Origin of the sequence: Streptomyces sp. CG 926 (assembly GCF_003148825.1) — a bacterium.
Taxonomy (GTDB): domain Bacteria; phylum Actinomycetota; class Actinomycetes; order Streptomycetales; family Streptomycetaceae; genus Streptomyces.
Genome location: NZ_QGGZ01000016.1, coordinates 13,816 through 37,866 on the forward strand (window position 1 = coordinate 13,816; position 24,051 = coordinate 37,866).

The window sequence follows — 24,051 nt, forward strand, 5'->3', positions numbered from 1 at the left end:
TCTCGTGAGGCATAAGGCCCGCGTTATGGTGCCGCGACGGCCCGACTCGTACGCTGCCCGGATGCAGCTGGAGTTGAGGCATCTGCAAGCCGTCTGCCGGATCGCGGAGGCGGGCAGCCTGGGGGGCGCGGCGCGGCGGCTCGGAGTGTCCCAACCCGCACTCTCCGCCCAGCTGCGCCGCATCGAACGGGTCACCGGGGGCGAGCTCTTCGTACGGGGCCGCAGTGGGGTGGAACCCACCGCCCTGGGGCAGTTCGTGCTGGCCAAGGCGCGTCGCGTACTCAGCGAGATGGACGCCCTGGGAGCGCAGGCACGCGCCATGTCGACCGGCGGCCCGCTGAGGTTGGGCTGCATCATGCTCGTCCTGCTCGACGGCCTGCTCGCCCAGACCGACCTGTCCATGTCAGGCCGGGAGATAGCCGTGGACCTGGAGGATTCGGTCACCGTGCTGGCGCGACTGCTCGGCGCCGGACGCTACGACGCCATCGTGTACGGGGAGGTCAACGGCCACGAGGTGCCGCTGCCGGAAGGAACCCTGGCCAGGACACTGATCCCCAAGGAGCCGTTCTGCATCCGGCTGTCCGCCCGGCACCCGCTCGCGGGCAAGGACCGCATCGAACTGGCCGACCTGGCCGGGGAGTCGTGGATGACACTCGTGGAGGACGACGACGGTGGCCCCGAGGCGCTCGTCACCGCCTGCGCGAAGGCCGGATTCAGCCCCTCACTGCGCTACCGCATCACCGACCGCAAGATGCAGCACGACCTGATCGCCGCCGGTCGCGCCGTGGCGCTGAGCCAGCCGACGGCCCCGTCGGGCGAGGGTACGGTGATGCGCCCGCTCGTCGGCACCCCCATCATCGGCCGCATCCGCCTCGCCTGGAGCCGGGCCGCGCTCTCGGCGGGGCAGGCGGAACTGCTCTACCGGGCCGCGGCCCGCGCCTACCTGGCCAACGTGGACAACAACCCCTTCCACAAGGAGTGGTGGGACGCCCACCCGGAGGTGCACCCGGTGCTCGACTGACCGGTGGGGCTCGATGATGTCGGCGTGATGTGGGCGGCGCGCGAGGTGGGCGGCGCGGGGTGTCGTTCGCCCGCGGTCAGCTCCGGCGGTGGGCCGTCAGCAGCAGGTACTCCCACTCCATGACACCGTCCACCGTGTGCTCGGCGGCGAGGGCGTCGAGGGCCGCGTCCAGCTCGGCGACCCGGTCCGGATCATCGGCGACGGCACGGTAGACGGCGACGGTCGGCCCGTAGCAGGCCTTGAAGAACTCCCGGAAGTCCGTGGGCCCCGTGAAGCGGTCCACGCGCACCGTCCGGCGGCTCGAGACCACGTCGGTGACCGCGTCGCCGAGCAACTCGTGCACGTGTTCCTCGTCCCCCCACAGCGGGGGCGGCTGGGCTCCCGGCGGCGGCGGGGGCGCGTACGGCTTCATCGTGGCGAACATTCGGCCCACGAAACCCTGCGGGGTCCAGTTGATCAGCCCGACGGTACCGCCGGCGCGGCAGACGCGCAGCATCTCCTCGGCGGCGGGCCGGTGGTGCGGGGCGAACATGACGCCGACGCAGGACATCACGACATCGAACTCGCCGTCGGCGAAAGGCAGGTGCTCGGCGTCCGCCTCCCGCCACTCCAACGTGGCCCCGCGTACGGCGGCCAGGTGCCGGCCGATCTCCAGCAGCTCGGGAGTGAGGTCGGACGCCACCACATCGGCCCCGGCCAGGGCGGCCGGAATGGCGGCATTGCCCGAACCCGCGGCGACGTCGAGCACCCGGTCGCCGCGCTGGACGCCGCACTCCTTCACCAGCACGGCCCCCAGCTGCGGAATGACGTGGGAGGCCACCGACTGGTAGTCGCCCAACGCCCACATCGCGCGGTGCCGGGCCTTCAGGGTGCGGTCCACCTGGGCCGCGTCGCTCGCCTCGGTCATGACAGCCGTCCTCCAGCGCTCGGGGCAGCCCCTTCTCCGAGCATAGGTACGTTTCACGAACCCGGCCCGTCGGCGGCCGCACGGGCCGCCCGCCGGATCAGTCGCGGGACGCCAGGCGGCCGAAGTCACGGGCGAAGCCCTCGCGGAAGCCGGGCCGCTCCAACGCCCTCTCGAAGGCGCGCGCGGCCCGGGCGAGCGCGGCCTCGTTCTCCTGGGCTGTGGCGAGTTCGGCGAGGTACGCGCGCAGGCTCAGTCCGCGGTCAGCGGCGAGCGCGGCGAGGCGGTCGCGCACTTCGGTGTCGACCTCGACGGTGGTGGTGTCGGCCATGCTCCGAGTATGCGCGCCCGGTGACCGGTCGGGGGCCCGTTCCCCGCAGGCGTGCTGCCTGCGGGGAACGGCCCCGCTCCGGTGCGGTCGTCGCGGTGCGGCGGTGGCGCCTCAGGCGCGGACGCGGCCGGAGAGCCAGGGCGTGAGCGAGGGGCCCCCGACGCTCTCCCGGTACGTCACATCGCCCGGCAGGGGGACGTGGAGCCAGTAGCCGGGCGGGAAGAACCGGCCCTTCACAAAGGCCAGTCCGCCGTAGAGGGACCGCAGGAACGCCGGGACGGAGTCCCGGGGGACGTCGTGGAACTCCACCCCGTCGACGGTGATCTTCGCGTCGTCCTCGGGGAAGATCTGCACGCTGACGGCGGGGCTGCCGCCGAGCTCGACGAAGGCCTCGTGCGGCAGGGACCCGTCGGGGTCGACGACGGCGAAGGGGGCCGCGGAGGTCCGCCGCGACGTCCGGTCGGCGCCGATGTCGTCGGTGACGGCCACGGTCAGCCGGTACTCGGCCGCGACGGCCCGTATTGCGACGACGGCCGACTCGGTGGTCGGCAGGGAGGGATGCGTCATGATCCAGATCATGCCGCACGACTGCGATCGCGGCGGGCCACCGGTCCGATGTCACGCGGGGGTCCTACCCCTCGGCGCCCCGCTTCGGGCTCATCCCTGCGCGAAGGCGGTCAGCAAGGTGTCCGCCCGGAGCTCCGGTTCGGCCGTCGCGATCCCGTGGACGTGCACGGAGACCCTCGTCCCCACCGACCGGGCGGGCGAGCCGTACCTCGGCCTCCAGGTCGTCGCCGACCAGGGGATAGGAGTACCAGAGCTCGGCCCCTGCGTCGTCGGTCGCCTCCATTTTCGGACTCGGGCCCACTTGTGCGGACCCGGTCGGGCCCGCACTGCCCGGGACCGTACCTGGCGGGCTCGGACGCCCACGATCCGAATGAGACGATCTGGGCTGCGGCTCGGACCGCGCCGGCGGTGGGGGAGGTGAGGGTGTGCAGATCGCGCCCTGGACGCATGTTGTCGCGGAGCAAGGCGCCATGCCTGTGGACCTGTTGCTGCCCAGGACCGGCACGACGTACGTGGTGCGCCTCGACGGCCGTGAGATGGGGGACGCGGACGCGGTCTTCCTGCAGTTCTACGACGGGCTCAGGCTGCCGGACTACTTCGGGTGGAACTGGAACGCCCTCTTCGACTGTCTGCGCGATCTGCACTGGCTGCCCGCAGAGCACTACGTCCTCATCATCGAGGCCGCGGACGAGATACTGCCGGGCGATACCGCCGGACAACAGTTGCTCTTCAGGACCCTGTTGAGGGCAGGGCGGCGATGGTCCCACACCAGGCCTCTCGACGGCGTCGATCTCAGCAGGCTCGTGATCGTCCTGTCCTGCGCGGAGGCATCCGTTGCGAACCTGTCGGAACAGCTGCGCCGGTGTGAGGACGAGTAGGACGGGGGACGGGGCCGGGGACGGGTGATCATCCCGTCAGGGAGTTCTCGGGCGCGAGGACCGCGGCGATGCGGGCGGCGATGGTCTGCGCCGTGTTGGTCTCGGGGCCCTTCGGGCCCACCGTCGTGGACACCGCGATGGCCAGGTGCTCGCTCGGGAGGTAGGCCTGGATGGCCGCGTATCCAGCGAAGGACGGGTTCGACTGGATCCAGCCGTTCTGGACGATCACCCCGTAGCCGAAGTGTCGGGCCGGGAGCTGGCGGAAGCAGTCCTTGGGCGCGCAGCCGGGGGTGTTGCCGCCCAGACCCACCGTGCCCGGGTCGAGCTGGACCTTGAAGCTCTGCGGCGAGAGGAGTTCCCCCGTACCCACCACCTCGGCCGAACGGGCCAGGTCGCAGATGTGGGTGTTCAGGACGGCGCCGGGGGCCGTGGTCCAGGACGGATTCCAGTAGGTGGACTCCTCGTACTTGCCGCGCTCCGCGTCGAACGAGTGCAGGACGGGCTCCTCGATCTGGGGCGTGAAGCTGTTGAGGGTGTTGTCCAGCCCGGCGGGCCCTGTGATCTGCCGCTCCATCACCTTGGCCAGCGGCATGCCGGAGATCTTCTCCAGGGCCTGCCCGAGGAGCACGAAGTTGGCGTGGGAGTAGCTCCAGCTGGTCCCGGGCTCGTACAGCAGCGGGTGGGCGGCGGAGATGCCCACGAGCTCGTCGGGGGTCCACTGGCGGAACGGGTCGGCGTACAGGGCGGCGAGGAACTTCGGGTCCGGCACGTAATCGCGCAGGCCCGAGGTGGAGGCACCGAGCATCCGCAAGGTGATCTTGTCGGCGTGCGGGGCGTCGGGGAGCCAGCGCGAGATCGGGTCGTCGAGCTCGGCCTTGCCTTCCTCGACGAGTTGCAGCATGGCGATGCCCATGTAGACGATGGCCACCGAGCCGGCCCGGAAGTGCATGTCCGCAGTAGCCGGGACCCCCGTCATCGACTCGCCGAGAGCCCCGGTGACGATCTCCCGCCCGTCGCGCGTGACCCGCAGCACGACAGCGTTCAGGTCGAGTTCCTTCTGCGCCGCCTTGGCGATGTCCAGGATCTGCTTCGCTTCGCCGCCGGACGGCTCGGGGGACGCCACGCACGAGGCGGCCGCGGAGCCCGCCCCGGTCGCCGCCCACGCGCCACCGGCCGGCAGGACCGTACCGAGCAGGGCGGTGGCGCACAGGAGCGCCGTCCGGGCCCGGCCCGGGTGCGCGGTCGTGACTCCGATCATGGCGATCTCCTGCCGCGAAGAGCCCCTCGGGACAAGGCCCACCTTTCGATGGAACGCCCGCCGCGCGGGTTGGGCCAGTCGGCGCGACGACGCGGCCCTCCCGGTCCGTCGCGACCCGCGACGACAGGCGCGGCCGGGCCTTCCTCGGTACGGCCGTCGCGGCCGCCCTGATCATCCGGCCGCGGTCATGGAACGACGTGCTCGTCCTCCGCCCCGTACTGAGGCTGCTCGGCGCCGGGGCGGCAGGCGATGACCGGCGTCATGCAGCCCGCTCCAGGCCGAGTGATCATTGGACACCAGCACCTGGGCCGACGGGGCCGCCGCAGCAGCGACCACGGCAGGCCGGCCTGATCGCTCAGATCGCAGAAGTGGTCGAAGAGCGCGTACACGGTGTGGCCCTTCGGGAGAGGCGCCGACCTCGGTGCACCCCTGTGACCGCACGACACAGCAGGGGACGGCAGGGGGCCGTCCTCCCGGCAACGTGTGGTTCCGCCCGCCCAGGGAGGTGAGCGGGACCCCTGTTATCGTGCGTCGATGTCAACGATCAAGCAGTTCCAAGTGACCTTCGACTGCGCGGAACCCGCGCGCCTCGCCGCCTTCTGGTGCGAGGTGCTGGGGTACGTGGTGCCGACAGTCCCGGAGGGCTTCACCACGTGGGAGGAGTACCACCACTCGCTTCCGCCTGAGGATGAGGTCTACTTCGCGTGCACCGATCCCTCGGGTGTGGGCCCGCGCGTGCTCTTCCAGCGAGTTCCCGAAGGCAAGGTCGCCAAGAACCGCGTGCATCTCGATGTGCGGGTCGGCACCGGCCTCGTAGGTGACGAGCGCCTGGCAACACTTGAAGCCGAATGCGCACGGCTGATGGAGCTCGGCGGGAAGCACGTGCTGACGCAGCGCGCCGATGCCGTCAACGAGTCGTGCATCACCATGCAGGACATCGAGGGCAACGAGTTCTGCCTCGCCTGATTCGCCTGATTCGCCTCCGGGATTGCGAGGGGTGAGCCGTCTCCCGGGGACCTCTCAGGTCCCCCATGCGGCGGGAGCTGTCCCATGGGAGCGAGGTTGTGCGGTCGGGCGGTGCCGAGCGTGGCGTGTCGGCGCGCTTCCAGCCCGGCAGCTCTCCGCCCGGGTGCGGCGGTGGGGCATGAGGAGGCCGGTGCCCGGACGGCCGCCGTCGGCCCTCGTGAGGGTCTCGCCCACTGCGGCCTTCGCGCCGGACTCCTCCCGCGCCCGGCAGTCGTTGCGATGGCCGGGCAGGCTCACCGACCACGACGACCAGGCGGGTATCCGCGTTCATGACGACCTGTTGGTCGGTGGGAACCGGTAGTTCGAGCCGGTCGATGATGCGGTCGGCCGCCGACTTCGAGATGCCGAGCAGCGGGGCGAGTCGGCGCATCGTCAGGTTCGTGCGCCGGTCAGCGACGACCAACAGCACCCGGGTCCTCCAGCGGCAGACCCCACGGCCCACGGCGCCCTTTGCAGAGCGAGATCACCTGCGGGACAACCCTCAGCCGGCCCAGCGGCCGGTGAGATAGGTGATGGCGACCGCGGTGGACAGGGGGGCCACGACGTAGAGGTAGGCGGTCTGTATCCGGGGGCGCTTCAGGCTCCAGGAGGCCAGGCCGATCCACAGCGGCCACCACAGGAGGGTGGAGCGGGGGATGGACGTGTACCAGTACGAGGTGCCCAGGGCCCACAGCGTGAGGCCGATGTACAGGGCCTCGGGCCAGCGGCGGCCTCGGATCAGCAGGGCCAGCAGAACGACGCCGACCACCATGGCCAGCAGCTCCGCCTGCCACATCAGCGCGTAACCGGTGGGGTGGGTGTGCTGGAAGGCGGCGTCCCAGGTGTTCGCCCAGGCGTCCCACGGTGTGTGGAAGTCCCGGTACCAGCCGCGTTCCTGGGAGTGCTTCCAGGCCATCCAGTCCCCGGTCCGGGTCTGCAGGTACCAGCTGTAGAGCGCCGGGGCGAGGGCGGGCAGCACGAGCCACGGGGCCGAACGCCAGGCGGTGCGACCACGGGCGGTGAGGACGAAGTGGAGGGCGAGGGCGGCCGCGAGGAACAGCCCTGTGACGCGGACCGAGCTGGCGAGGCAGGCCAGTATCGCGGCGGCCGGCCAGTTCTGGCGCTGCGACGCCAGCCACGCGGGCAGGGCCAGCGCCAGGAACAGCGCTTCGGTGTAGCCGGCGGCGAGGAACACGGCGCACGGCGAGAGCAGCAGGAAGGCCACCGCACGGCGGCCCGTTTCGAGGTCGGCCAGGTGATGACGGGCGATCCGGGCGAGAGCCAGGACGGCGACGCCTCCCGAGACGAACGAGATCAGCGCTCCGGCCACGGCCCAGTCGGGGACCACGGTGTGGACGGCGCGCAGGACGAGGGGGAGGCCGGGGAGAAAGGCCTCGCGGTTGTCCCAGCCGGCCGTCCAGGGTCCGGCCTGGCCGGGGAAGTACCCGTCCTGGGCTATGTGGAGGTAGAACCACCAGTCCCACTGCTGCCAGGGCGCGAGCAGCGAGGCCGGTTCACGGGCCTCGCCGTCGGTGGGGAACAGCCAGCTGACGGCGCCGGCGGTGGCCCAGATGCCGATACGGGTCAGCAGGTACAGCCACATCACCTCGCGCTCACCCGGGCCGAGGCGCAGGAACGGGGGGAGGGAGCGACGGGGGCGTCGGCCGGTCTCGTGCACCGGCGGCCAGGTGGTGGGCGAGTCGGGGAACTCGACCGGTCGCCTGGGGGTTGAAACGGGCATATCGGTATCTCCTGGCCGTCTGAAGGCGTGCGGAGTCACCGGCCCTGGTGCGGGCCGGTGTCCACGGGCGATGTGCTGCGGGCGGAGGGGGAGCTGGACGGAGGTGGAGCGGGAGGAGGAGAGGGGCTCCTACCGCGGGGAAGTCGCGGACGTGCTCGGGTTCACGGTCCCGGTGCGATGGCCCTGCGGCGCCGTCGTGTTGCTCGGCGGCATCATGCTGTTGCTCGGCGGCGGCGATGTGGTGGTGCGCGGCGGCGGCGCGGAGTTGAACGTCGGTGTCGTCGAGTTGGACGGCGGGGACGGCGCGGACGTCGGGGACGGGGCCACGGGAGAGGGGGTGGTCGCGGGCAGGGTCGGAACCGGCTCCCCCGGAAGGAGCGCGGACACGGCGGCACCGGATCCGGCGAGCACCAGCAGACAGGCGGCGGCGATGCCGATGATCCGGTGTCGGCGGTGCCGTTCGCCCCGCCGTTCGATGACGGCGACGGGCGGGGTCGTGCTCGCGGCCTGCCCGGCGGAGGCCGCCTCCCGGAACAGGGACCGCAGCGGGTCATGGGAGTCAGGCATCGGGAGCCTCCTCAATGCGGGGGTCCTGCAGATGGCGGGAGAGCGTGACCCGACCCCGGGACAGGTGGGTCTTGATCGTGCTCGCGGACAGCGAGGTCTCGGCGGCGATCTGCTCGACCGTCAGATCGCACACGTAGTGCAGCGCCATGGTCCGGCGCTGCTTCAGGGGTAGTTGCCGCAGTGCCTCGACGAGTGCCACCGCCTCCGGCCCGGGCCCCTCCACGTGGCCGGCCGGGGCGGTCCGCTGCCATGCGTCGGCGGTGCGCCGACGCCCGCGCCAGCGGCTGACGGCGAGCCGCCACGCGACCGTACGGATCCACGCCTCGGGCCTGCCGTCCCGGTCCAGCTGGCGCCGGCGGCCCCATCCCCTGACGAAGGCCTCCTGCACCACGTCCTGCGCCTCGTGGTGGTCACCGAGCATCACGTAGAGCTGTCCTGTGAGCCGTCCTGCCGCTTGCGCGTAGAACTCCTCGAACTCCTCGATGGTCAAAAAATCGCTCCTGAATCCATGTGTCCCTCTCACCGGGCATACGCCCCCCGCACCCCATCCGGTCGACACCGGACGACAGATCGTTGTGTGAGTGCCGTCACACGGGCGGTGGGTCGGGGAAGCGCGCGGGGTACTCATCGTCGTGGCGGCCACGGCGGGGCGGAGCGGCGGCGCCACCGTTCCACCGGGTGAACGGACCCGGGCCTACGGGGTCCCCTGACACCGACGGCCGCGCCGAGCGGCGCGCGGAACGCGAGGAAATGGGCCCGGCGCAGCAGAAGGGCCCGGATCCATGAGGATCCGGGCCCTTCCGTGCAGTAGCGGGGACAGGATTTGAACCTGCGACCTCTGGGTTATGAGCCCAGCGAGCTACCGAGCTGCTCCACCCCGCGTCGGTAGACCTCACAGTACGGCATCCCGAGGGCGGTGCTCGACGCATTTCTCCGCGGTCGCGCCCGGAGTGTGCGCGAAAGGGCTGAATCTCGCCCCGAAGGCGAGATCATTCCCCCTGGTGACAGTGCGTGCAGGCGTGTACCTTCACGGGTAGCTGTCGTGGTTCCAAGTGCCTTGCCCGTGCCTTCTGGTGTGGGCAGTTTTGCTGTGTTGTGCCGTAGGACCAGGGCGATCACCTCCGTCTTCCACGCCGTGTGGAAGACGTACGTCAACGGGAAGGCATGAACATGGCTACGGGAACTGTGAAGTGGTTCAACTCGGAAAAGGGCTTCGGCTTCATCGCCCAGGACGGCGGCGGCCCGGACGTCTTCGCCCACTACTCGGCGATCAACGCCTCTGGCTACCGTGAGCTCCAGGAGGGTCAGGCCGTGACCTTCGACATCACGCAGGGCCAGAAGGGCCCGCAGGCGGAGAACATCACCCCCGCCTGATCCCGGACGACGGCCCGGCCTGACCGCCGGGCTCCGGAGAACCGTTTCCCCGCCCCGCCCGTTCGCTGAACGGGCCGCGGGGAAGAACAGGGCCGTGCGGCGACGCCGCACGGCCCTGTTTCGTTTCCCTGGTTCCCCGAACGGGTGACCCCTGCGGACGGGATCAGGCCGGCCGTCTCAGCGGCGGACGGGTTCTGACGCGCCGCAGCCCCCGGACGCGGATCGCGGCGCCGATCACGGCGAGCGCGACGGTCGCGAGCCCGGAGGCCGCCAGCACCTGCCGGGGGCCGAGGAGCGCGATCAGCGGGCCGCCGAGCGCGGTACCCACCGGTCCGGCGGTCAGGAGGGCGGCGCTGCGGGCGGCGAGGACCGTGGTCAGCGCGGCGGCCGGGGTGCGCTCCTGGAACAGGGTGTAGGACAGCGCCGTGAACGGACCGTAGATCAGGCCGCCGAGGGTGAAGCAGGCCAGGGTGACGACCGCGGGCGCGCCGAGACCGAAGGGTACGAGCGCCAGCCCCCACCCGGCGACGATCCCCAGGGTCACCGGCCAGAGCGGGAACCGGCGCAGGGCGCCCGCGGCCAGGCCGCCCAGCACCGCGCCCGCTCCGAACAGCGTCCAGTACAGCCCGAGCAGGCCCGCCCCGGCGTGCAGGTCGTCGGTGACGTGCAACGGGAGCGCGACCTCCGCCGGCCCGTAGAGGAAGTTGAAGAACCAGGTCAGGGCGAGCACACCGAGTAGCTCGGGCTGCTTGCGCAGCAGTCGCAGGCCTGCCGCCGACCGGTCGGCGTCGACCGGCGCGGCCGCCGCCGGCTCCCCGTCCTCCTTGCCCCGCCCGGCCGCCGCGCCCCGCAGCCGTCCGACCTGGGCGGCGAGCACGGCGAAGGACAACGCGTCGAGGCCGATGAGCCAGGCCGGACCGATCACCGCTGCCAAGAACCCGGCGAGGGCGGGGCCGACCACGATGGAGGCCGAGACACTGGAACTGACCAGCGCGTTGGCGGCCAGCCGCTGGTCGGGCGGAAGTATCTGCGCGAGCAAGGAGTACCTGCCCGCGTTCCCCCAGGCGTGCAGGACGGACGAGCCCGCCAGCAGGGCCACGTACAGCACCGGGTGCAGCACCCCCGCGGCCCAGGCCAGCGGCACACAGCCGAGGAGCGCCGCGCGGATCCGGCTGTCGGCCGCCAGCAGCCGCCCGGCGGGAAGCCGGCGCAGCCACCGTCCGAAGAGCAGGGCTCCGGCGGCCCCGGGGAGCGCGTACGCGGCGAGCGCGGCACCCAGGAGCATCCCGGACTGCCCCGGGGGAGCGATTTCGATGGCCAGCCACGCCACGGCGACCACGCTCATCCCGTCGCCGAGGTCGGAGGCCGCCAGTGCGGGCAGCAACCGCCGGAAGTCGGCATGGGCGAACAGCGGCCGATAGGCCTGGGGGAGGAGGCGAGTTGTCCGTACGCGAGTCACCAGGTCAGACTCATGGTTCAAGCGCGCTTGAAGTCAAGGGGGAGTGACGGGTGCGACAGCTCGGGATCGGTGAGCTCGCTCGGCAGGTGGGGATGAATGCTTCGGGCCTGCGCTACTACGAGAGCGTCGGCCTGCTGCCGCCCGCCGAACGGGCCGCGGGTCGGCGGGTCTACCCGGCCGGTACCGTACGGCGGATCGCGCTGATCAAGATGGCCCAGCGGGCCGGTTTCACCCTGGCCGAGATCCGGGGCCTGCTCGACGGCGACGCCGAGCGCGGCGCCACCCGGCAGTGGCGCGCCCTCGCCGAGAGCAAGCTCCCGGAACTGGACCGGTTCATCGAGCAGACGCAGATCCTGCGGAACGCCGTGGCCGACTGCCTGGACTGCGGATGCATGAACTTCGAGAAGTGCGCGCTGCTCTCCGACGACGGCCCCGGCACCTGATCCACACGCCCGTCACGGCTCACCGCCCGGCCGGGTCACCACCGGCCGACCCGGCTCATGGTCCGGTCCGACGGGCCTTTTCGGCCGGCCCCGCCTCGTGCGCGGCGATCGCCGCCTCCACCCGGTTCCGTACGCCGAGCTTCCCCAGGATCGCGCTGACGTGGGCCTTCACCGTCCCCTCTACCAGCCGCAGACGAGCGGCGATCTCGGCATTCGACAGCCCGACGCCGAGCAGCGCCAGGACGTCGTTCTCCCGCTCCGTCAGCCCTGCCAGGGCGTGCCGAGCCACCAAGGCGCCCGTCGACCGCCCGTCGCGCAGTCCGGCGACGACCCGGGCGGCGACCTTCGGAGAGAGGTACGCGCCGCCCGCGGCCACCGCGTGCACACCCGCCAGCAGTTCCCTGGGGTCGTCCGCCTTGAGCAGGAACCCGCTCGCGCCCCCACGCAGGGCGCGGTCGATGAACTCGTCCTCGCCGAAGGTGGTCAGCATGATCACCGCCGTGCCGGGCAGCTCGTGGTGGATCCGGGCGGCCGCGGTGGAGGAACTCGTCGCCCGAACACGGGAGTCCGGGGTCATGGTGCACCTGCGGCGGGAAGGGGCGGCTCGGGTCCTTCCTCCGCTCGTCGACCGCAGCGCGTACCGCGTGGTCCAGGAATCCCTGACCAACGCCATCAAGCACGCACCCGGCAGCGCGGTCCGCGTCAGCATCGCCCGACAGGCGGACCGGACCGAGGTACGGGTGACCAACTCCGCCGCGCCGACCGCGAGGCCGGCGACCGGACCGCCGGCCGTCCCGCCGCCCGGCGCGGGGCGAGCCGCCGGGCATCGCGGCCTGACCGGCCTGCGTGAACGGGTACGGCTCCTCGGCGGGACGCTGCACGCCGCCCCGCGCGACGGCGGCTTCGAGGTCCTCGCCACGCTCCCGGACCAGGTGAACCCGAAGCCCCCGAGAGACACCGCGGAGCCCCGACAGGAGGCCGAGGATGCCCCGGAATCGGCGCTCCGGCTCACCGCCGCCCGGCGCAGCACCCGCCGCCGGTTCGCCGCCGCCCTCGCCGCACCGGTCGGGCTCGGGCTCGTGGCCCTCGTCTCCTGCGTCCTCCTGGCCCAGCAGCTGACCACCTGCGTGCTGCGCCCCGTGGACTACGCCGCCCTCCGCCCCGGCCAGAACCGGGGCGAGGTGGCTCGGCTCCTTCCGGAGCGGCCGTTCCGGTACGTACCGGACGCCGTCCGGGCGCTGCCCGCACCCCCAGGCACGGACTGCGCGTACTACCGCTCGAACGGCAACCTCCTGGACCAGGTCGACCTCTACCGACTCTGCTACGCGGGCTCCCACCTGGTGGCCAAGGACGCGCTGCCGGGGTGAGCGATCCGCAAGCCCCGCGGGATGAGGCATGATCGGGGGATGTCTGATCGCATCATCGCCGCCTGTGACGGAGCGGCCAAAGGTAATCCCGGTCCTGCCGGCTGGGGTTGGGTCATCGCCGACTCCCAGGGACGTCCCGAGCGTTGGGAGGCCGGCCCGCTGGGGCGCGCCACCAACAACATCGGGGAGCTGACCGCCCTCCAGCGGCTGCTGGAGGCGGTGGACCCGGGCACGCCCGTCGAGGTGCGGATGGACTCCCAGTACGCCATGAAGGCCGTGACGCAGTGGCTGCCGGGCTGGAAGCGCAACGGGTGGAAGACCGCCTCCGGTCAGCCGGTCGCCAACCGTGAGCTCGTCGAGGCGATCGACCGACTGCTGGCCGATCGTGACGTGACCTTCCAGTACGTTCCCGCGCACCGCGAGGACGGCGACCACCTCAATGCCATCGCCGACCAGGCCGCCAGTGACGCGGCGATCAGTCAGGAGGCCGCCGGTACGGCTCTCGGCAGCCCGGAGATGCCGGTACCGGCTCCGGCGGCGGCCGCGCCCGCGCGCCGCAGGTCGGGCGGGGCGGCGAAGCGTACGTCCGCCGGTACCGCGTCGGGCGGCGGTGGCGCATCCCGGGCCATCAAGGCGAAGTTCCCCGGCAGCTGCGCCTGCGGAAAGCCGTACGCGGCCGGCGAGCTGATCACCAAGAACGGCAGCCGGTGGGGCCACCAGGCCTGCGGCTCCTAGTGCCGTGACCGGCAAGGTTCACCGGTTCGCGACGCCCGGCACGGCACCTCGCCGCGTTGTCGGACCACGCAAGTACGTCCGGTACGAGCCGTGGCCCTCCGCCTTGCGATGCACCGCACCGGACGCCGCAACCCGGCAAACCTTTCCGGCCACGGCACTAGGGACGGTGGACGCGTAGGTACTCCACCTCGTAGGACATCTGCGAGACGCCCGCCTCGGGCGCCGGGTGGTAGCGGCCGGCGCACACGGACAGGTTGACGATGAGGTACGCACGCCAGTTGCGCCCGACGCCCCGCCGGTCGGCGAAGACCCGGGTGCCGTTGACCCACCACACCACCGAGCGCGTCCCGAACTCGACCTTGAGGTCCACCCACGCCCCGCGGGCGACGGCGGAGTTCCGGTAATAGTGCGAGCCACCCTTGACGTGGTTGGAGAGTTCGAGCAGGTCGGGGTTGTCGGGGTGGTACTCGAAGATGTCGATCTCGTTGCCGCCGTCCCGCCAGGTCCAGATCGCGGGCCAGGCCCCGAGCTCGGCGGGCAGCCGCACCCGGGACTCCAGTACGTCACCGGCCCGCACCATGAACCCCTCTTCGCTGCCCTCGGTGGTCAGCAGGCCGGCGTTCCACTTGCCGTCCGGGCGGCGGGTGGCGCGGAAGGTGCCGGTGCGACTGTAGGAGGGGTCCGCCACCAGGTAGTCGAGTTTGTTGTCACCGGTGTTGGTGGGGCCGCCGTTCGGATAGGCCCAGGACCGGCCGGCCACCCACTGGGAGGTCGACTGGAAGTTCGCGGTGAAGATCGGGGCCTTGGCGCCGAGCGGCGCGGCCTCGTCCTCGGGGGTGCCGGTGGAGCGTCCGGTGAGTCGTCGGAGCCAGTTGAGAACCTGAGTGAGCACGAGCGGCTCCTTTGCATGTGTGGACGCCTCCTTGAGCATGCCCGGTTGCGATGTGTTACATACCGGTGGACCGGTTTGTATTTCACTCGCCCCGGCATGTAATAATCAACAGGCGGATATGACTATTACGCGTGAGGGTAGGGTCCGCGCGGACCGCCCGAGCCTGGGTGGCCGACTCGGAGAACGGAACGAGGAGTTGCACCGGTATGTGGAAGTGTGAGCGTGTCATCGGCGCCGACCTGGACGTCGAGGAGGTCCTCGGCGTCTACCGTGCGTCCACCCTCGCCGAGCGCCGTCCCGTGCACGACGTCGAGCGCTTCGCCCGCATGCTGGCCGGAGCCAACCTCGTTGTCGTCGCCCGCGCCGAGGACGGCCACCTCATCGGCATCGCCCGCTCGATCACCGACGGCGCGTACTCGACCTACCTGGGCGATCTCGCCGTCGACGTCGCCTACCAGGGGCAGGGCGTGGGGCGCGAACTCATCCGCGTCACGAGGGAAGAGGCGCCCGAGGCCAAGCTGGTCCTGCTCGCCGCGCCGGCCGCGGTCGACTACTACCCGCACATCGGCTTCACCCGCCACGAGTCCGCCTGGACCCTCGACCGCCTGCAGTGAGCCGGATGGAGCGAGCCGGATGAGCGGTGCCAACATGCCTTTCCCATAAGCCAGTTAAGCGCCTCCACGGCGGGGTACCATCCGTGCCGTGGGGGGACTGGTGGGACAGAGCAGAGGGAAGGCCGGCCTGCGCACCTGGGGCTGTGCGGTGGCGGGCTTGCTCCTCGTCGCGGGGTGCGCGGACGACGGTACGCCGAAGGCCGCCACGTCGAGCGGTGCTTCGGGCACGTCGGCCGCGCCGTCGGGCACGTCGGACACGGGCGGTCCGAGCCCGGGCGGCACCGGCGCGAGTGCCCCGGCCGCCCGGCCCGGCGCTTCCACCGTCATCGCGATGCCCCCGCTCGACGAGTCCAAGCAGCCGAGGACGGCCGCCGAGGCGCGCGGTCTGCTCGGCCGCGTCATCATCGGCGAACAGGACCTCGGGCCCCAGGTCGTGCGCAGCACCCCGTTCGAGAGCGATCCCGGCCGCTGGCCCGTGCTCGACGAGGCATGCGTCTGGCAGACCGAGGGCCTGCCGGACGACGTGCTCGCCACCAGCACCCGCCACTTCCACATCCCGGCCGAGGACGGCCGCGGCCGCGTGCGGATCAGCGCCACGGTCACCGTCCACCACAACCGTGAGGAGTCCGGCTGGGAGACCGCCCGCGCCATGGAAGAGGTGCTGCGGTGCCCGGAGCAGAAGCTGCGTGAGGGCGAGGACCTCAAGAAGCTGTGGGGCGGCGCCCTCTACCTCGGCGAGCAGTTGAACGCCTGGACCGAGGACGCCTTCTCCGAATCCGGCGACTACGTCAGTGCCCAGGACGGCGGCCCCTACCCCTACGTCTGGTCCCAGGCCCAGTTCGGACCCGTCACCATGGCCATCTCCGCCAAGGCCGCGAAGGGCGTCACCAACGACGACCTGACCGCCTTCGTGGCCCAGGGCACCAGCGTGATGATGATCCAGGCCAAGCAGGAGCTCGGAAAGGCGGCGGGCTGATGGAGCCGCTCCACCCCTCCGACCCGTCCCGGATCGGCGGCCACCGGCTCCTCGGACGCCTCGGCGCCGGCGGCATGGGCGTCGTCTACCTCGGCCGGACCGACGACGGCGCGCTCGCCGCGGTCAAGGTGATCCGCGCGGAATACGCCGAAGAGGCCGACTTCCGGGCCCGCTTCCGCCGCGAGGCGGAGATCGCCGCCGAGGTGGACAGCCCGTGGGCCGTCCGCATCACCGGCGCCGACCCGGACGCCACCGAACCATGGCTCGCCACCTCCTTCGTCGCCGGACCCTCCCTCGCCGAGGCCGTGGCCGCCCACGGCCCGCTCCCGCCGCGCGCCGTACGCATCCTCGGCAAGGCCCTGGCCAGGGCCCTCGGAGCGATGCACGAGCAGGGCCTCGTACACCGCGACGTGAAGCCCGGCAACGTCCTCCTCGGCATGGACCGGCCCCGGCTCATCGACTTCGGGATCGCCCGCGGCGGCGAACACACCGCCCTGACCTCCGCCGACGCGGTACTGGGCACCCCCGGCTTCCTCCCGCCCGAGCAGGCCGAGGGCCGCCCCGCCGAACCGGCCGGTGACATCTTCTCGCTCGGCTGCCTCCTCGCGTACGCCGCCACCGGACGGCTGCCCTTCGGCACCGGAACCGTGGACGCGGTGCTCTACCGCACGGTCCACGACGAGCCCGACTTCGGCCCCGAGGTCCTCGCCGACCCCGAACTCACCGCACTGCTGCGCACCTGCGTCGCCAAACACCCCGAGATCCGCCCCAGCGCGAGCGAGCTGGACGCGGCACTGGTCGAGGACGCCCCGGGGGAGGGCACCGACTGGCTGCCCGACCCGGTCGTCGCCACCATCGCCGCGCGCGCCGCCGCACTGCTCGCCCTGCCGGGCATCGACGAAACCGTCGCCGACCCGGACGCCGCCCCCGCACCCGGCACGGCCGCTCCGGCGCCCTCCCGTAGACGGTTCCTCGCCCTCGCCTCGGGCGGCGCCGTGCTCGCGGTCGGCGGCGGGCTCGCCGCCTGGCAGGCACTGCGCGATCAGGACAAGCCCAAGAACTCCGCCGGGGACGCGCCGCGACGGTGGGTGATCGGTGTGCACGCCGACCTCTCCGGTCCGCAGAAGGCCGCCGGACAGGCCCAGGAACGCGGGGTGCGGCTGGCCGTCGACGCCTTCAACTCCCGCAAGGACAAGCCCTTCACACTCACCGTCGTCACCGCCGACGACGCCGGGAAGGCGGACCGATCGGCGGCCGCCGCCACCGGACTCATCGCCGACCGGGACCTGTTCGCCGTGGTCGGCCCCACCGGCAACGACTCCGTCATCCCGTGCCTGGAACTCTACGGCGAGGCCTCCGTCCCCCTCGTGACCGTGTCCGCCCTGGCGACCACCTTCAGCATCACCGACCGGCGCAGCTTCTTCCAGAGCTGCCCGATCTCCTCGGCCCAGGCCGCCGTGGTCAACCTGCAACTCGCCCGGAAGCAGGGCGTCCGGAAGATGGGCATCCTCAGCGACCGCGGCGGCGACACGGACACCTGGCAGGCGGCCCAGCTCGTGAGCCGCACCATCACCATCTTCGCCCCCGAAGCCACCTCCTACGGTCGCGTCGTCCCGCGCGGAACCACCGATCTGGCCCCGGTGGTCGCCGACCTGCTCGCCCACGGCGTCGACGGCTTCTTCTACACCGGTACCCCGGCCGGCGGGGCCAAGGTCGCCGGGCTGCTGGCCGCCGCCGGTTTCAAGGGCCCCCGGGCGGCCGACTACACCATCGCAGGCCCCGAGTTCCTCGCCGCGGCCGGACCGGCCGCCGAAGGCTGGCAGTTCTTCACGCCGTACACCGGACCGGAGGCCCCCGAGGTCGCCGAAGTGACCCGCGCCCACCGGGCGGCGTACGGGTCGGCCCCCGACATCTGGACCGCGGAGGCCTTCGACGCCACCCGTCTGATCATCGACCGGCTGGTCGCCACCGCGGCGCGCGGCCCACGCCCGACCCGTGCCGCGTTGTTGACCGCGCTCGCGCAGGGCACCTTCCAAGGCCTGACGAAGGAGTACACCTTCAACGAGAAAAGACAGGTCGAGGGCAACACCTACTTCACGCACAAGGTGGAAGGGGGCCTGATGCGCTACGTCGGCCCGGCCTTCCCACTCGCGGCGGGATAGCCGCGCATGCGCCCCCTCACCCCCGCCGATCCGGCCGCGATCGGCGGCAACCGGCTGTTGGGGCGGCTCGGTTCGGGCGGCATGGGCACCGTGTACCTCGCCCGCTCCACCACCGGCACGCTGGTCGCCGTCAAGGTCATCCGTGCCGACCACGCCGCGAACCCGGACTTCCGGGCCCGGTTCCGGCGCGAGGTGGAGGCCGCCGGGCAGCTGACCGGGCGCTGGGTGGTCCCGGTCGTCGCCGCCGACCCGCACGCGCGCGAGCCCTGGCTGGCCACCCCCTACGTCCCCGGCCCCGCCCTGTCCGAGGCCGTGGGAGGGTACGGTCCGCTGCCCGTCCGGTCGGTGCGGATCCTGGGTGCGCGGCTCGCCGAGGCCTTGGCCCAGGTGCACGCCGCCGGGCTGGTCCACCGCGACGTCAAACCGGGCAACATCCTGCTCGCCCCGGACGGGCCCCGACTGATCGACTTCGGGATCGCGCGCGCCGAAGGCGCGGTCACGCTGACCGCCGCGGACGCCGTCCTCGGCACCCCGGGGTACCTGGCACCGGAGCAGGCCCGCACGGACGGGGTGACGGCCGGCGCCCCGAGCGACGTCTTCTCCCTCGGCTGCGTCCTGGCGTACGCGGCCACCGGGCACGGCCCCTTCGGCGGCGGGCACGCGGCCGCGGTGGTCTACCGCACGGTCCACGACGAGCCCGAACTCTCCGACCTTCCGGCGGAGTTGCTGGACATCGTGCGAGCCTGCCTGGCGAAGGACCCGGCGGCCCGGCCGACCCCGGACGCGCTGCGCCTCGTACTCGGCGACGGCGAGGCGGGCCCCGACGGCGAGGACTGGCTGCCGCCCCCGCTGCCCCGCCTCATCGCCGAGCGTTCGACCAGAGCGTTGGACCTGCCCGCCCCGGAACCGACCCGGATCGACGCGCCACAGGCGGCCGTACCGGGCCTCACGCGCAGACGGCTGCTCGGGGTCGGCGCGGGCCTTGCCGTCATCGGAGCACCGGTCGCCTGGTTCACCACCCGAGGCAGGACCCGCGGCACGACAACGCCGCCCGCCCGCGAACTAGCCACGCACACCTTGGCCCTCCAGGCCGACCTGACCGGGCCCGGCAAAGAGACCGGCCAGGCCCACGAGCGCGGCATGAAACTGGCCGTGGAGCGGCACAACAGCCGGCCGGACGCCGCGTTCCGGCTGGCCCTGCGCATCGCCGATGACGGCGGGGACGCCACGCGCGCCGCGCAGGTCGTCAAGGAGCTGGCCGCCGACCCCGCGGTGATCGCGCTCGTCGGCCCCACCTGGGACGCGGCCGTGCCCGAGCTGGCCGTCGCCTGTGACGCGGCCGCACTCGCGCTGCTGCTGGTGTCCGCCGACAGCCCGGAGACCGCCACCTCCCGGGAGAAATGGCGCACGATGGTCGCCACCCGCCCGGCCGGCGACCAGCTCGCCCTCCCGGTGATCGACTACTTCACCCGGATCCGCCCCGTCCGCCGCACGGGCCTGGTGGAGGACGCCGAGGGCGGCGAGCCCGCCTTCCCGCTCGTCCGCTCGCTGCAGCAGAACCCGCCGTCGGAGGGCACGCTCAGCGTCCACCGGATCCCGGCGGGCGGCTCCGACTTCGCAGGCGCCGTACGCGCGCTGACCGAGGCCGGCGCCGAGGGCGTCGTCTACGCTGGCACCTCACCGCAGCGCGCGGCCAGGATGGCCCGCGCCCTGACCGAGGGCGGATTCCAGGGCCCGCGGATGGGCATCCAGCACGCGATGGAACCGGCCTTCCTCGACGACGCCGGTCCGGCCGCCGAAGGCTGGCTGTTCAGCTCCCTGTTCACCGACCCGCAGGCCGTCCCCGGGGCGGCCGAGTTCGTCGCCGCCCACCGCGCCGCGTACGGGGAAGCACCCGCCCGCTGGGCCACCGAGGCCTATGACGCCGTGGGACTGCTGGCCGCGGCCCTGACCGGGCTGGGGGAGGAGGGGCGGGACCGGGCGGGCGTGACCCGCCGGATCTTCCGGACAGCCCACGAAGGCCTGGCCAAGCCGCTCTCCTTCGACTCCAACACCCATGTCCTGACCAGAGCCCGCACCGGTCACCTCTACCGGGTCGAGTCCGGCGCGTACCGGTACCTGGGCATCTACGCGGACGTGAAGCCCGAGTCGACGCAGTGAACGGGGGCCAGGGGTGCCTATTCGAACCGGGAGGTGTCGCCCGCGCCCCGGCGTACGATCTCGACCTCACCGCCGGAGAAGTCGATGACGGTGGTCGGCTCGGTACCGCAGTCACCCGAGTCCAGCACGGCGTCCACCTCGTGGTCGAGCCGCTCCTTGATCTCCCAGCCCTGCGTCATCGGCTCGGGCTCGTCGGGCAGCAGCAGCGTGCTGGAGAGCAGCGGCTCCCCCAGCTCGGCGAGCAGGGCCTGGGTGACGACGTGGTCGGGAATCCGGACTCCGACCGTCTTCTTCTTCGGGTGCAGCAGCTGGCGCGGCACCTCGGAGGTCGCGGGGAGGATGAAGGTGTAACTGCCGGGAGTCGCCGCCTTGATGGCGCGGAACACGTCATTGTCGATCTGGACGAACCGGCCGAGCTGCGCGAAGTTCTGACACACCAGAGTGAAGTGGTGACGGTCGTCCAGGTTCCGGATCGACCGGATCCGGCTGATGCCGTCGCGGTTGCCCAGCTGGCAGCCGAGCGCGAAGCAGGAGTCGGTCGGGTACGCGACGAGCTTCCCACCGCGGATCATGTCGACCACGCTGTCGATCGTGCGCCGCTGGGGATTCTCGGGGTGAACATCGAAGTATTTCGCCATCCGCCGAGCGTACGCGGTCGGGACCCCGGCGCCGGCACGGCCGATCCGTCCGCCGAGCCGCCGCCGACGACGTCCTCGGCCCGGTCGGACCCGTCGGTCGCGTCGGCGGACCCACCTGCGGACCTGCGCGCCGGGATCCGGGGGACGGGTGCGACGATGCGCGGATGCGCACGCTGAACGAACTGATCGACGTGGACGGTCCCGCCTGGCCCGAACTGAGCGCGGAACTCGGCGCGGCAGCCCTTCCGACGGTGGTCCTGCCGGTCGATCCCGCCCTCGCCCGGGCCTCGCTCCTGCAGCTGCAGGTCACGGCGCGCTCCTACCTGGGCGCGGTGACACTGCACTGCGGCGGCCTGCTCCTGGACGACGGCTGGCTGCGGGTCCTCGGCAGCCCCGCGGCCGAAGGATCCCGGGGACTGCCGGGACTCGCCCGGGCGAACGGCTTCCCTCCGACCTTCGACTCCGGCTGGTGTCCGGATGCCGGGCTGGTCGTGGCGTACGACGTGCTCGGCGGGGTGTTCGCCCTCAACGGCGCGCGTCCCGCCGACGACGGCCGCCCCGGAGGACCCGGCGAGATCGTCTACTTCGCCCCGGACGCGCTGCGCTGGGAGGAGCTCGGCGCCGGTTACGCGGGGTGGCTGTCGTGGCTGGTGTCGGGATCCCTCGACCAGTTCTACGCCGACCTGCGATGGACCGGATGGCGGGAGGAGATCGCGGAACTGCACGGCGACCGGGGGCTGACGCTCTACCCTCCGCTGTGGTCCGCCGAGGGCCGCCACGACTTGGCGGCGACCAGCCGGCGCGCCGTCCCGATGGCGGAACTGCTGGGCTTCGGCCGGGAATCCGCGCGACAGTTCGACGGGTTCGACCCGGGATTCATGGGCGCACTCTGACGAGTCCGGGCTCCCGCAGGGGCCGGAGGTGGACTTCCGGCAGTGCCGCCGACCCGGGGACTTCCGTAGGGTCGGGTGCGTGAGATCAGTGATCATCAAGCCGTCGATGCCGCAACCGGTCGTGTCCGCAGGGCTGTTCATTGCGGCGGTCGTCGCCGTCGGCGCGAGCGTGACCGACCTGTGGTGGGGGATCCCGGCGGCGCTCTGCGCGTACCTCGCCGGCCGCGGACCGGGGCCGGGCCGGAGCGCGGCGGTCGCCTTGGCCGTGCTGCTCGTAGCAGCCGTGCCCACCGTGGTCCTGGTGCCCGAGTGGCTCGCGTGGGCGACCCGGTTCGTCCTGATGCTGCTCTGCGCGGCGATGCTGCCCTGGTTCGCCGGCCGGTTCCTGCGCCAGTACCGCGAACTGGTCCGCGCCGGGTGGGAGCGGGCCGCGCGCCTGGAGCGGGAGCAGCGGCTGCTCGCCGAACAGGCCCGACTGCGTGAACGGACCAGGATCGCGCAGGACATGCACGATCTCCTCGGCCACGAACTCAGCCTCATCGCCCTGTCCGCGGGAGCGCTGCAACTGGCCACCGGCCTTCCCGAGGCGCACCGCACCGCCGCGCGGGACATCCGGTCCAGGGCGGGCGCGGCCGTGGACCGGCTCGGCGAGGTGATCGGAGTCCTGCGCGAACCCTCGGATGCGGAGCTGGGGCCGGAACCCGGGCCGGCGGGCGGATCCTGGAGTGGGCTCGCCGCGATCGAGGCCTTGGTGGACCGGGCCGCCGGGGCGGGGCTCGACGTCCGGCTGCGGGTGGAGGGCGCACCGGCGGCCGGCGCGCCGCCGCGGGCCGTCGACCGGGCCGCGTACCGGGTCGTCCAGGAGGCGCTGACGAACATCGCCAAGCACGCTCCCGGCTCCCGGGCCACCGTCATGGTCCGGCACACGGCGGACGCGCCGGACGCGTCGGAGGCGCCGGAGCCCGTGGATGCGACGGAGCCGGTGGACTCGGCGTGTGCGGCGTATACGGCAGGCCGGACCGAGGTCGCCGTGACCAACGGGCCGGTCCGCCAGGCGCCCTCCGCCCCGAGACCGGACGCTCCCGGCGCCCTCGGCGAGACCCGCCGGCTCGGGCTCATCGGCCTGGACGAACGCGTCCGGCTGGCCGGCGGCACCTTCACCGCGGGCCCCGACGGCGACGGCTTCGCCGTTCGCGCCGAGCTCCCGCACCGGCCCGGCGCGGCCCCGCCGCGCCCCACCGGCCCGGCCCGCCCGGCCGGCGTACTGCCCCCGGAGCACCGCAGCGCGCGCCGCCGACTGCGCCGCACCGCCACCGCCGCCGTCCGCCGCGCCCGCCAGGACGTCGTGCGGATAGTGCACGCCCACCAGGACCCGCAGCAGGGCCGCGGCCGCCGCCACCGGCAGTGCCAGGGCCGCGCCCCGGGGGCGTACGAGGGTCACCCCGACCGCCGGCGCGGCGGCGAGGGTGGCGTGATTGCTCGGGAACGACCAGTCGCCCGGAGCGGGACACGGTGCGACCGCCAGAGCCCCTGCCACGGCCCGGCAGGGCCGTTCCTCGTCGACCAGGAGTTTCACCGCCTCGCTGAGCGCGTAGGCGACCACGGTTCCGGCGGCCGCCAGGGCCACCCCGGCCAGGCCCGGTACGTCACGGCGCCGCAGGGCGGACAGGCCCGCCAGGAGCAGTAGCAGGCCCAGGAGCAGCAGGGTGCCTTCGCTCGCCGCCTCCAGCGCCGTCCCGGCCCAGGCCGGTAAGTCGTGTGCCACGCTCCCGGCGAGCGACCGGTAGGCCGTCGCCGAGGCGCCCCGCACGACGTGTCGGTGCCCGGCGCGCCGCCGGGCGCCGCCCAGGTGACGGCCGCCGCGCCCGCCCCGGCCGTCGCAGCGGCGAGCGGCAGCCGTCGGGTCCATCCGTATCGGGTGTTCGATTCCATGGGGCGACCGTAGGAAGGCCGGGGGTCCGGCCGCCCCGGTCGGACGGCTGCTCCGGACCCCGCCGAAGGTCGGGGTTGCGCGGTCCGCCGTTCCGTGTGCGCGAACGCGTTTCGCGGACGTGGCGGGCTCGTGG

At 72.7% G+C, this 24,051-nt stretch carries 23 protein-coding genes, 1 tRNA gene and 3 pseudogenes; 13 read left to right on the forward strand and 14 right to left on the reverse strand.

From position 1 onward, the window contains the following. The first annotated feature begins 61 nt into the window (after positions 1-61). Complete coding sequence (locus tag BCL76_RS33505; RefSeq protein WP_109783247.1) at positions 62-1,021, forward strand: LysR family transcriptional regulator; 960 nt, start codon at positions 62-64, stop codon at positions 1,019-1,021. 76 nt (positions 1,022-1,097) lie between these two features. Here BCL76_RS33505 and BCL76_RS33510 read toward each other — a convergent pair whose 3' ends face one another. The 3 genes from BCL76_RS33510 to BCL76_RS33520 all read right to left on the reverse strand — a co-directional run bounded on the left by BCL76_RS33510 (position 1,098) and on the right by BCL76_RS33520 (position 2,823). After that, a complete protein-coding gene (locus BCL76_RS33510; RefSeq protein WP_109783141.1) occupies positions 1,098-1,928 on the reverse strand; it encodes a class I SAM-dependent methyltransferase in 831 nt (276 codons plus the stop codon). Positions 1,929-2,025: 97 nt separating this feature from the next. Further along, positions 2,026-2,256, reverse strand: coding sequence for an antitoxin MazE7 (locus tag BCL76_RS33515; protein WP_109783142.1), 231 nt, complete (start codon positions 2,254-2,256; stop codon positions 2,026-2,028). 111 nt (positions 2,257-2,367) lie between these two features. Then, on the reverse strand, positions 2,368-2,823 hold the full coding sequence (locus BCL76_RS33520) for a hypothetical protein (RefSeq protein ID WP_109783248.1): 456 nt from the start codon (positions 2,821-2,823) through the stop codon (positions 2,368-2,370). 470 nt (positions 2,824-3,293) lie between these two features. Between BCL76_RS33520 and BCL76_RS33525 the strand changes: the two genes are divergently transcribed. After that, on the forward strand, positions 3,294-3,701 hold the full coding sequence (locus BCL76_RS33525; protein ID WP_109783249.1) for a barstar family protein: 408 nt from the start codon (positions 3,294-3,296) through the stop codon (positions 3,699-3,701). A 28-nt stretch (positions 3,702-3,729) separates the two neighbouring features. Here the strand turns inward: BCL76_RS33525 and BCL76_RS33530 are convergent, their stop codons facing one another. Further along, positions 3,730-4,959, reverse strand: coding sequence for a serine hydrolase domain-containing protein (locus BCL76_RS33530; protein ID WP_109783143.1), 1,230 nt, complete (start codon positions 4,957-4,959; stop codon positions 3,730-3,732). A gap of 534 nt (positions 4,960-5,493) precedes the next feature. Here BCL76_RS33530 and BCL76_RS33540 point away from each other — a divergent pair. Further along, positions 5,494-5,925 (forward strand): VOC family protein, encoded by a 432-nt coding sequence (locus BCL76_RS33540; protein ID WP_109783145.1) that lies wholly within the window; start codon positions 5,494-5,496, stop codon positions 5,923-5,925. A 150-nt stretch (positions 5,926-6,075) separates the two neighbouring features. Here BCL76_RS33540 and BCL76_RS33545 read toward each other — a convergent pair. From BCL76_RS33545 to BCL76_RS33565, 5 genes and pseudogenes are all read right to left on the reverse strand, one after another. Next, a pseudogene (locus BCL76_RS33545) lies at positions 6,076-6,479 on the reverse strand (helix-turn-helix domain-containing protein); the annotation flags it as partial. Further along, positions 6,467-7,705 carry a mannosyltransferase family protein gene (locus BCL76_RS33550; RefSeq protein WP_109783146.1) on the reverse strand — a complete coding sequence of 413 codons (1,239 nt, stop codon included), beginning with the start codon at positions 7,703-7,705 and terminating at the stop codon, positions 6,467-6,469. The gene BCL76_RS33550 and the pseudogene BCL76_RS33545, both read right to left, overlap by 13 nt. A gap of 129 nt (positions 7,706-7,834) precedes the next feature. Then, positions 7,835-8,272 carry a hypothetical protein gene (locus BCL76_RS33555; RefSeq protein ID WP_109783147.1) on the reverse strand — a complete coding sequence of 146 codons (438 nt, stop codon included), beginning with the start codon at positions 8,270-8,272 and terminating at the stop codon, positions 7,835-7,837. Next, positions 8,265-8,762 (reverse strand): SigE family RNA polymerase sigma factor, encoded by a 498-nt coding sequence (locus BCL76_RS33560; protein WP_258310057.1) that lies wholly within the window; start codon positions 8,760-8,762, stop codon positions 8,265-8,267. Before BCL76_RS33560 ends, BCL76_RS33555 begins: the two co-directional genes overlap by 8 nt. 318 nt (positions 8,763-9,080) lie before the next feature. After that, positions 9,081-9,154 (reverse strand) — tRNA-Met (locus tag BCL76_RS33565). 288 nt (positions 9,155-9,442) lie between these two features. On the opposite strand from BCL76_RS33565, the gene BCL76_RS33570 reads away from it, so the two are divergent. After that, positions 9,443-9,646 (forward strand): cold-shock protein, encoded by a 204-nt coding sequence (locus BCL76_RS33570; RefSeq protein ID WP_030384970.1) that lies wholly within the window; start codon positions 9,443-9,445, stop codon positions 9,644-9,646. Positions 9,647-9,809: 163 nt separating this feature from the next. Here BCL76_RS33570 and BCL76_RS33575 read toward each other — a convergent pair whose 3' ends face one another. After that, positions 9,810-11,105: an MFS transporter gene (locus BCL76_RS33575; RefSeq protein WP_109783148.1), complete on the reverse strand. Its 1,296-nt coding sequence runs from the start codon at positions 11,103-11,105 to the stop codon at positions 9,810-9,812. A 50-nt stretch (positions 11,106-11,155) separates the two neighbouring features. Here BCL76_RS33575 and BCL76_RS33580 point away from each other — a divergent pair, with 50 nt between their 5' ends. Next, a complete protein-coding gene (locus BCL76_RS33580) occupies positions 11,156-11,548 on the forward strand; it encodes a MerR family transcriptional regulator (protein ID WP_109783149.1) in 393 nt (130 codons plus the stop codon). A 55-nt stretch (positions 11,549-11,603) separates the two neighbouring features. Here BCL76_RS33580 and BCL76_RS33585 read toward each other — a convergent pair whose 3' ends face one another. Further along, a complete protein-coding gene (locus tag BCL76_RS33585; protein ID WP_375137993.1) occupies positions 11,604-12,221 on the reverse strand; it encodes a LuxR C-terminal-related transcriptional regulator in 618 nt (205 codons plus the stop codon). On the opposite strand from BCL76_RS33585, the gene BCL76_RS33590 reads away from it, so the two are divergent. Together BCL76_RS33590 and BCL76_RS33595 are read left to right on the forward strand one after the other, a co-directional pair. Beyond that, positions 12,124-12,915 (forward strand): ATP-binding protein, encoded by a 792-nt coding sequence (locus tag BCL76_RS33590; protein ID WP_375137994.1) that lies wholly within the window; start codon positions 12,124-12,126, stop codon positions 12,913-12,915. The genes BCL76_RS33585 and BCL76_RS33590 overlap by 98 nt on opposite strands. A gap of 39 nt (positions 12,916-12,954) precedes the next feature. Beyond that, complete coding sequence (locus BCL76_RS33595; RefSeq protein ID WP_109783152.1) at positions 12,955-13,650, forward strand: ribonuclease H family protein; 696 nt, start codon at positions 12,955-12,957, stop codon at positions 13,648-13,650. 157 nt (positions 13,651-13,807) lie between these two features. Here BCL76_RS33595 and BCL76_RS33600 read toward each other — a convergent pair whose 3' ends face one another. Beyond that, positions 13,808-14,446, reverse strand: a complete 639-nt coding sequence (locus BCL76_RS33600; protein ID WP_258310067.1) for a family 16 glycosylhydrolase — start codon at positions 14,444-14,446, stop codon at positions 13,808-13,810. A gap of 302 nt (positions 14,447-14,748) precedes the next feature. Between BCL76_RS33600 and BCL76_RS33605 the strand changes: the two genes are divergently transcribed. The 4 genes from BCL76_RS33605 to BCL76_RS33620 all read left to right on the forward strand — a co-directional run bounded on the left by BCL76_RS33605 (position 14,749) and on the right by BCL76_RS33620 (position 20,454). Beyond that, on the forward strand, positions 14,749-15,156 hold the full coding sequence (locus BCL76_RS33605; RefSeq protein WP_109783154.1) for a GNAT family N-acetyltransferase: 408 nt from the start codon (positions 14,749-14,751) through the stop codon (positions 15,154-15,156). A gap of 88 nt (positions 15,157-15,244) precedes the next feature. Continuing rightward, complete coding sequence (locus tag BCL76_RS33610) at positions 15,245-16,132, forward strand: hypothetical protein (protein WP_146228480.1); 888 nt, start codon at positions 15,245-15,247, stop codon at positions 16,130-16,132. Further along, on the forward strand, positions 16,132-18,294 hold the full coding sequence (locus BCL76_RS33615) for a bifunctional serine/threonine-protein kinase/ABC transporter substrate-binding protein (protein ID WP_109783156.1): 2,163 nt from the start codon (positions 16,132-16,134) through the stop codon (positions 18,292-18,294). Before BCL76_RS33610 ends, BCL76_RS33615 begins: the two co-directional genes overlap by 1 nt. Positions 18,295-18,300: 6 nt before the next feature. Continuing rightward, entirely contained in the window at positions 18,301-20,454 is a 2,154-nt protein-coding gene (locus BCL76_RS33620) for a bifunctional serine/threonine-protein kinase/ABC transporter substrate-binding protein (RefSeq protein WP_109783157.1), read from the forward strand. A gap of 17 nt (positions 20,455-20,471) precedes the next feature. Here the strand turns inward: BCL76_RS33620 and BCL76_RS33625 are convergent, their stop codons facing one another. Then, complete coding sequence (locus BCL76_RS33625) at positions 20,472-21,092, reverse strand: L-threonylcarbamoyladenylate synthase (protein ID WP_109783158.1); 621 nt, start codon at positions 21,090-21,092, stop codon at positions 20,472-20,474. A gap of 164 nt (positions 21,093-21,256) precedes the next feature. Here BCL76_RS33625 and BCL76_RS33630 point away from each other — a divergent pair, with 164 nt between their 5' ends. Together BCL76_RS33630 and BCL76_RS40155 are read left to right on the forward strand one after the other, a co-directional pair. After that, a complete protein-coding gene (locus tag BCL76_RS33630; protein ID WP_109783159.1) occupies positions 21,257-21,985 on the forward strand; it encodes a DUF2625 domain-containing protein in 729 nt (242 codons plus the stop codon). Between the two features lie 358 nt (positions 21,986-22,343). Continuing rightward, positions 22,344-22,649: pseudogene (locus tag BCL76_RS40155) on the forward strand (histidine kinase); the annotation flags it as partial. A 651-nt stretch (positions 22,650-23,300) separates the two neighbouring features. Here the strand turns inward: BCL76_RS40155 and BCL76_RS40160 are convergent. Then, positions 23,301-23,917, reverse strand: a pseudogene (locus BCL76_RS40160) (phosphatase PAP2 family protein); the annotation flags it as partial. Positions 23,918-24,051: the final 134 nt, after the last annotated feature.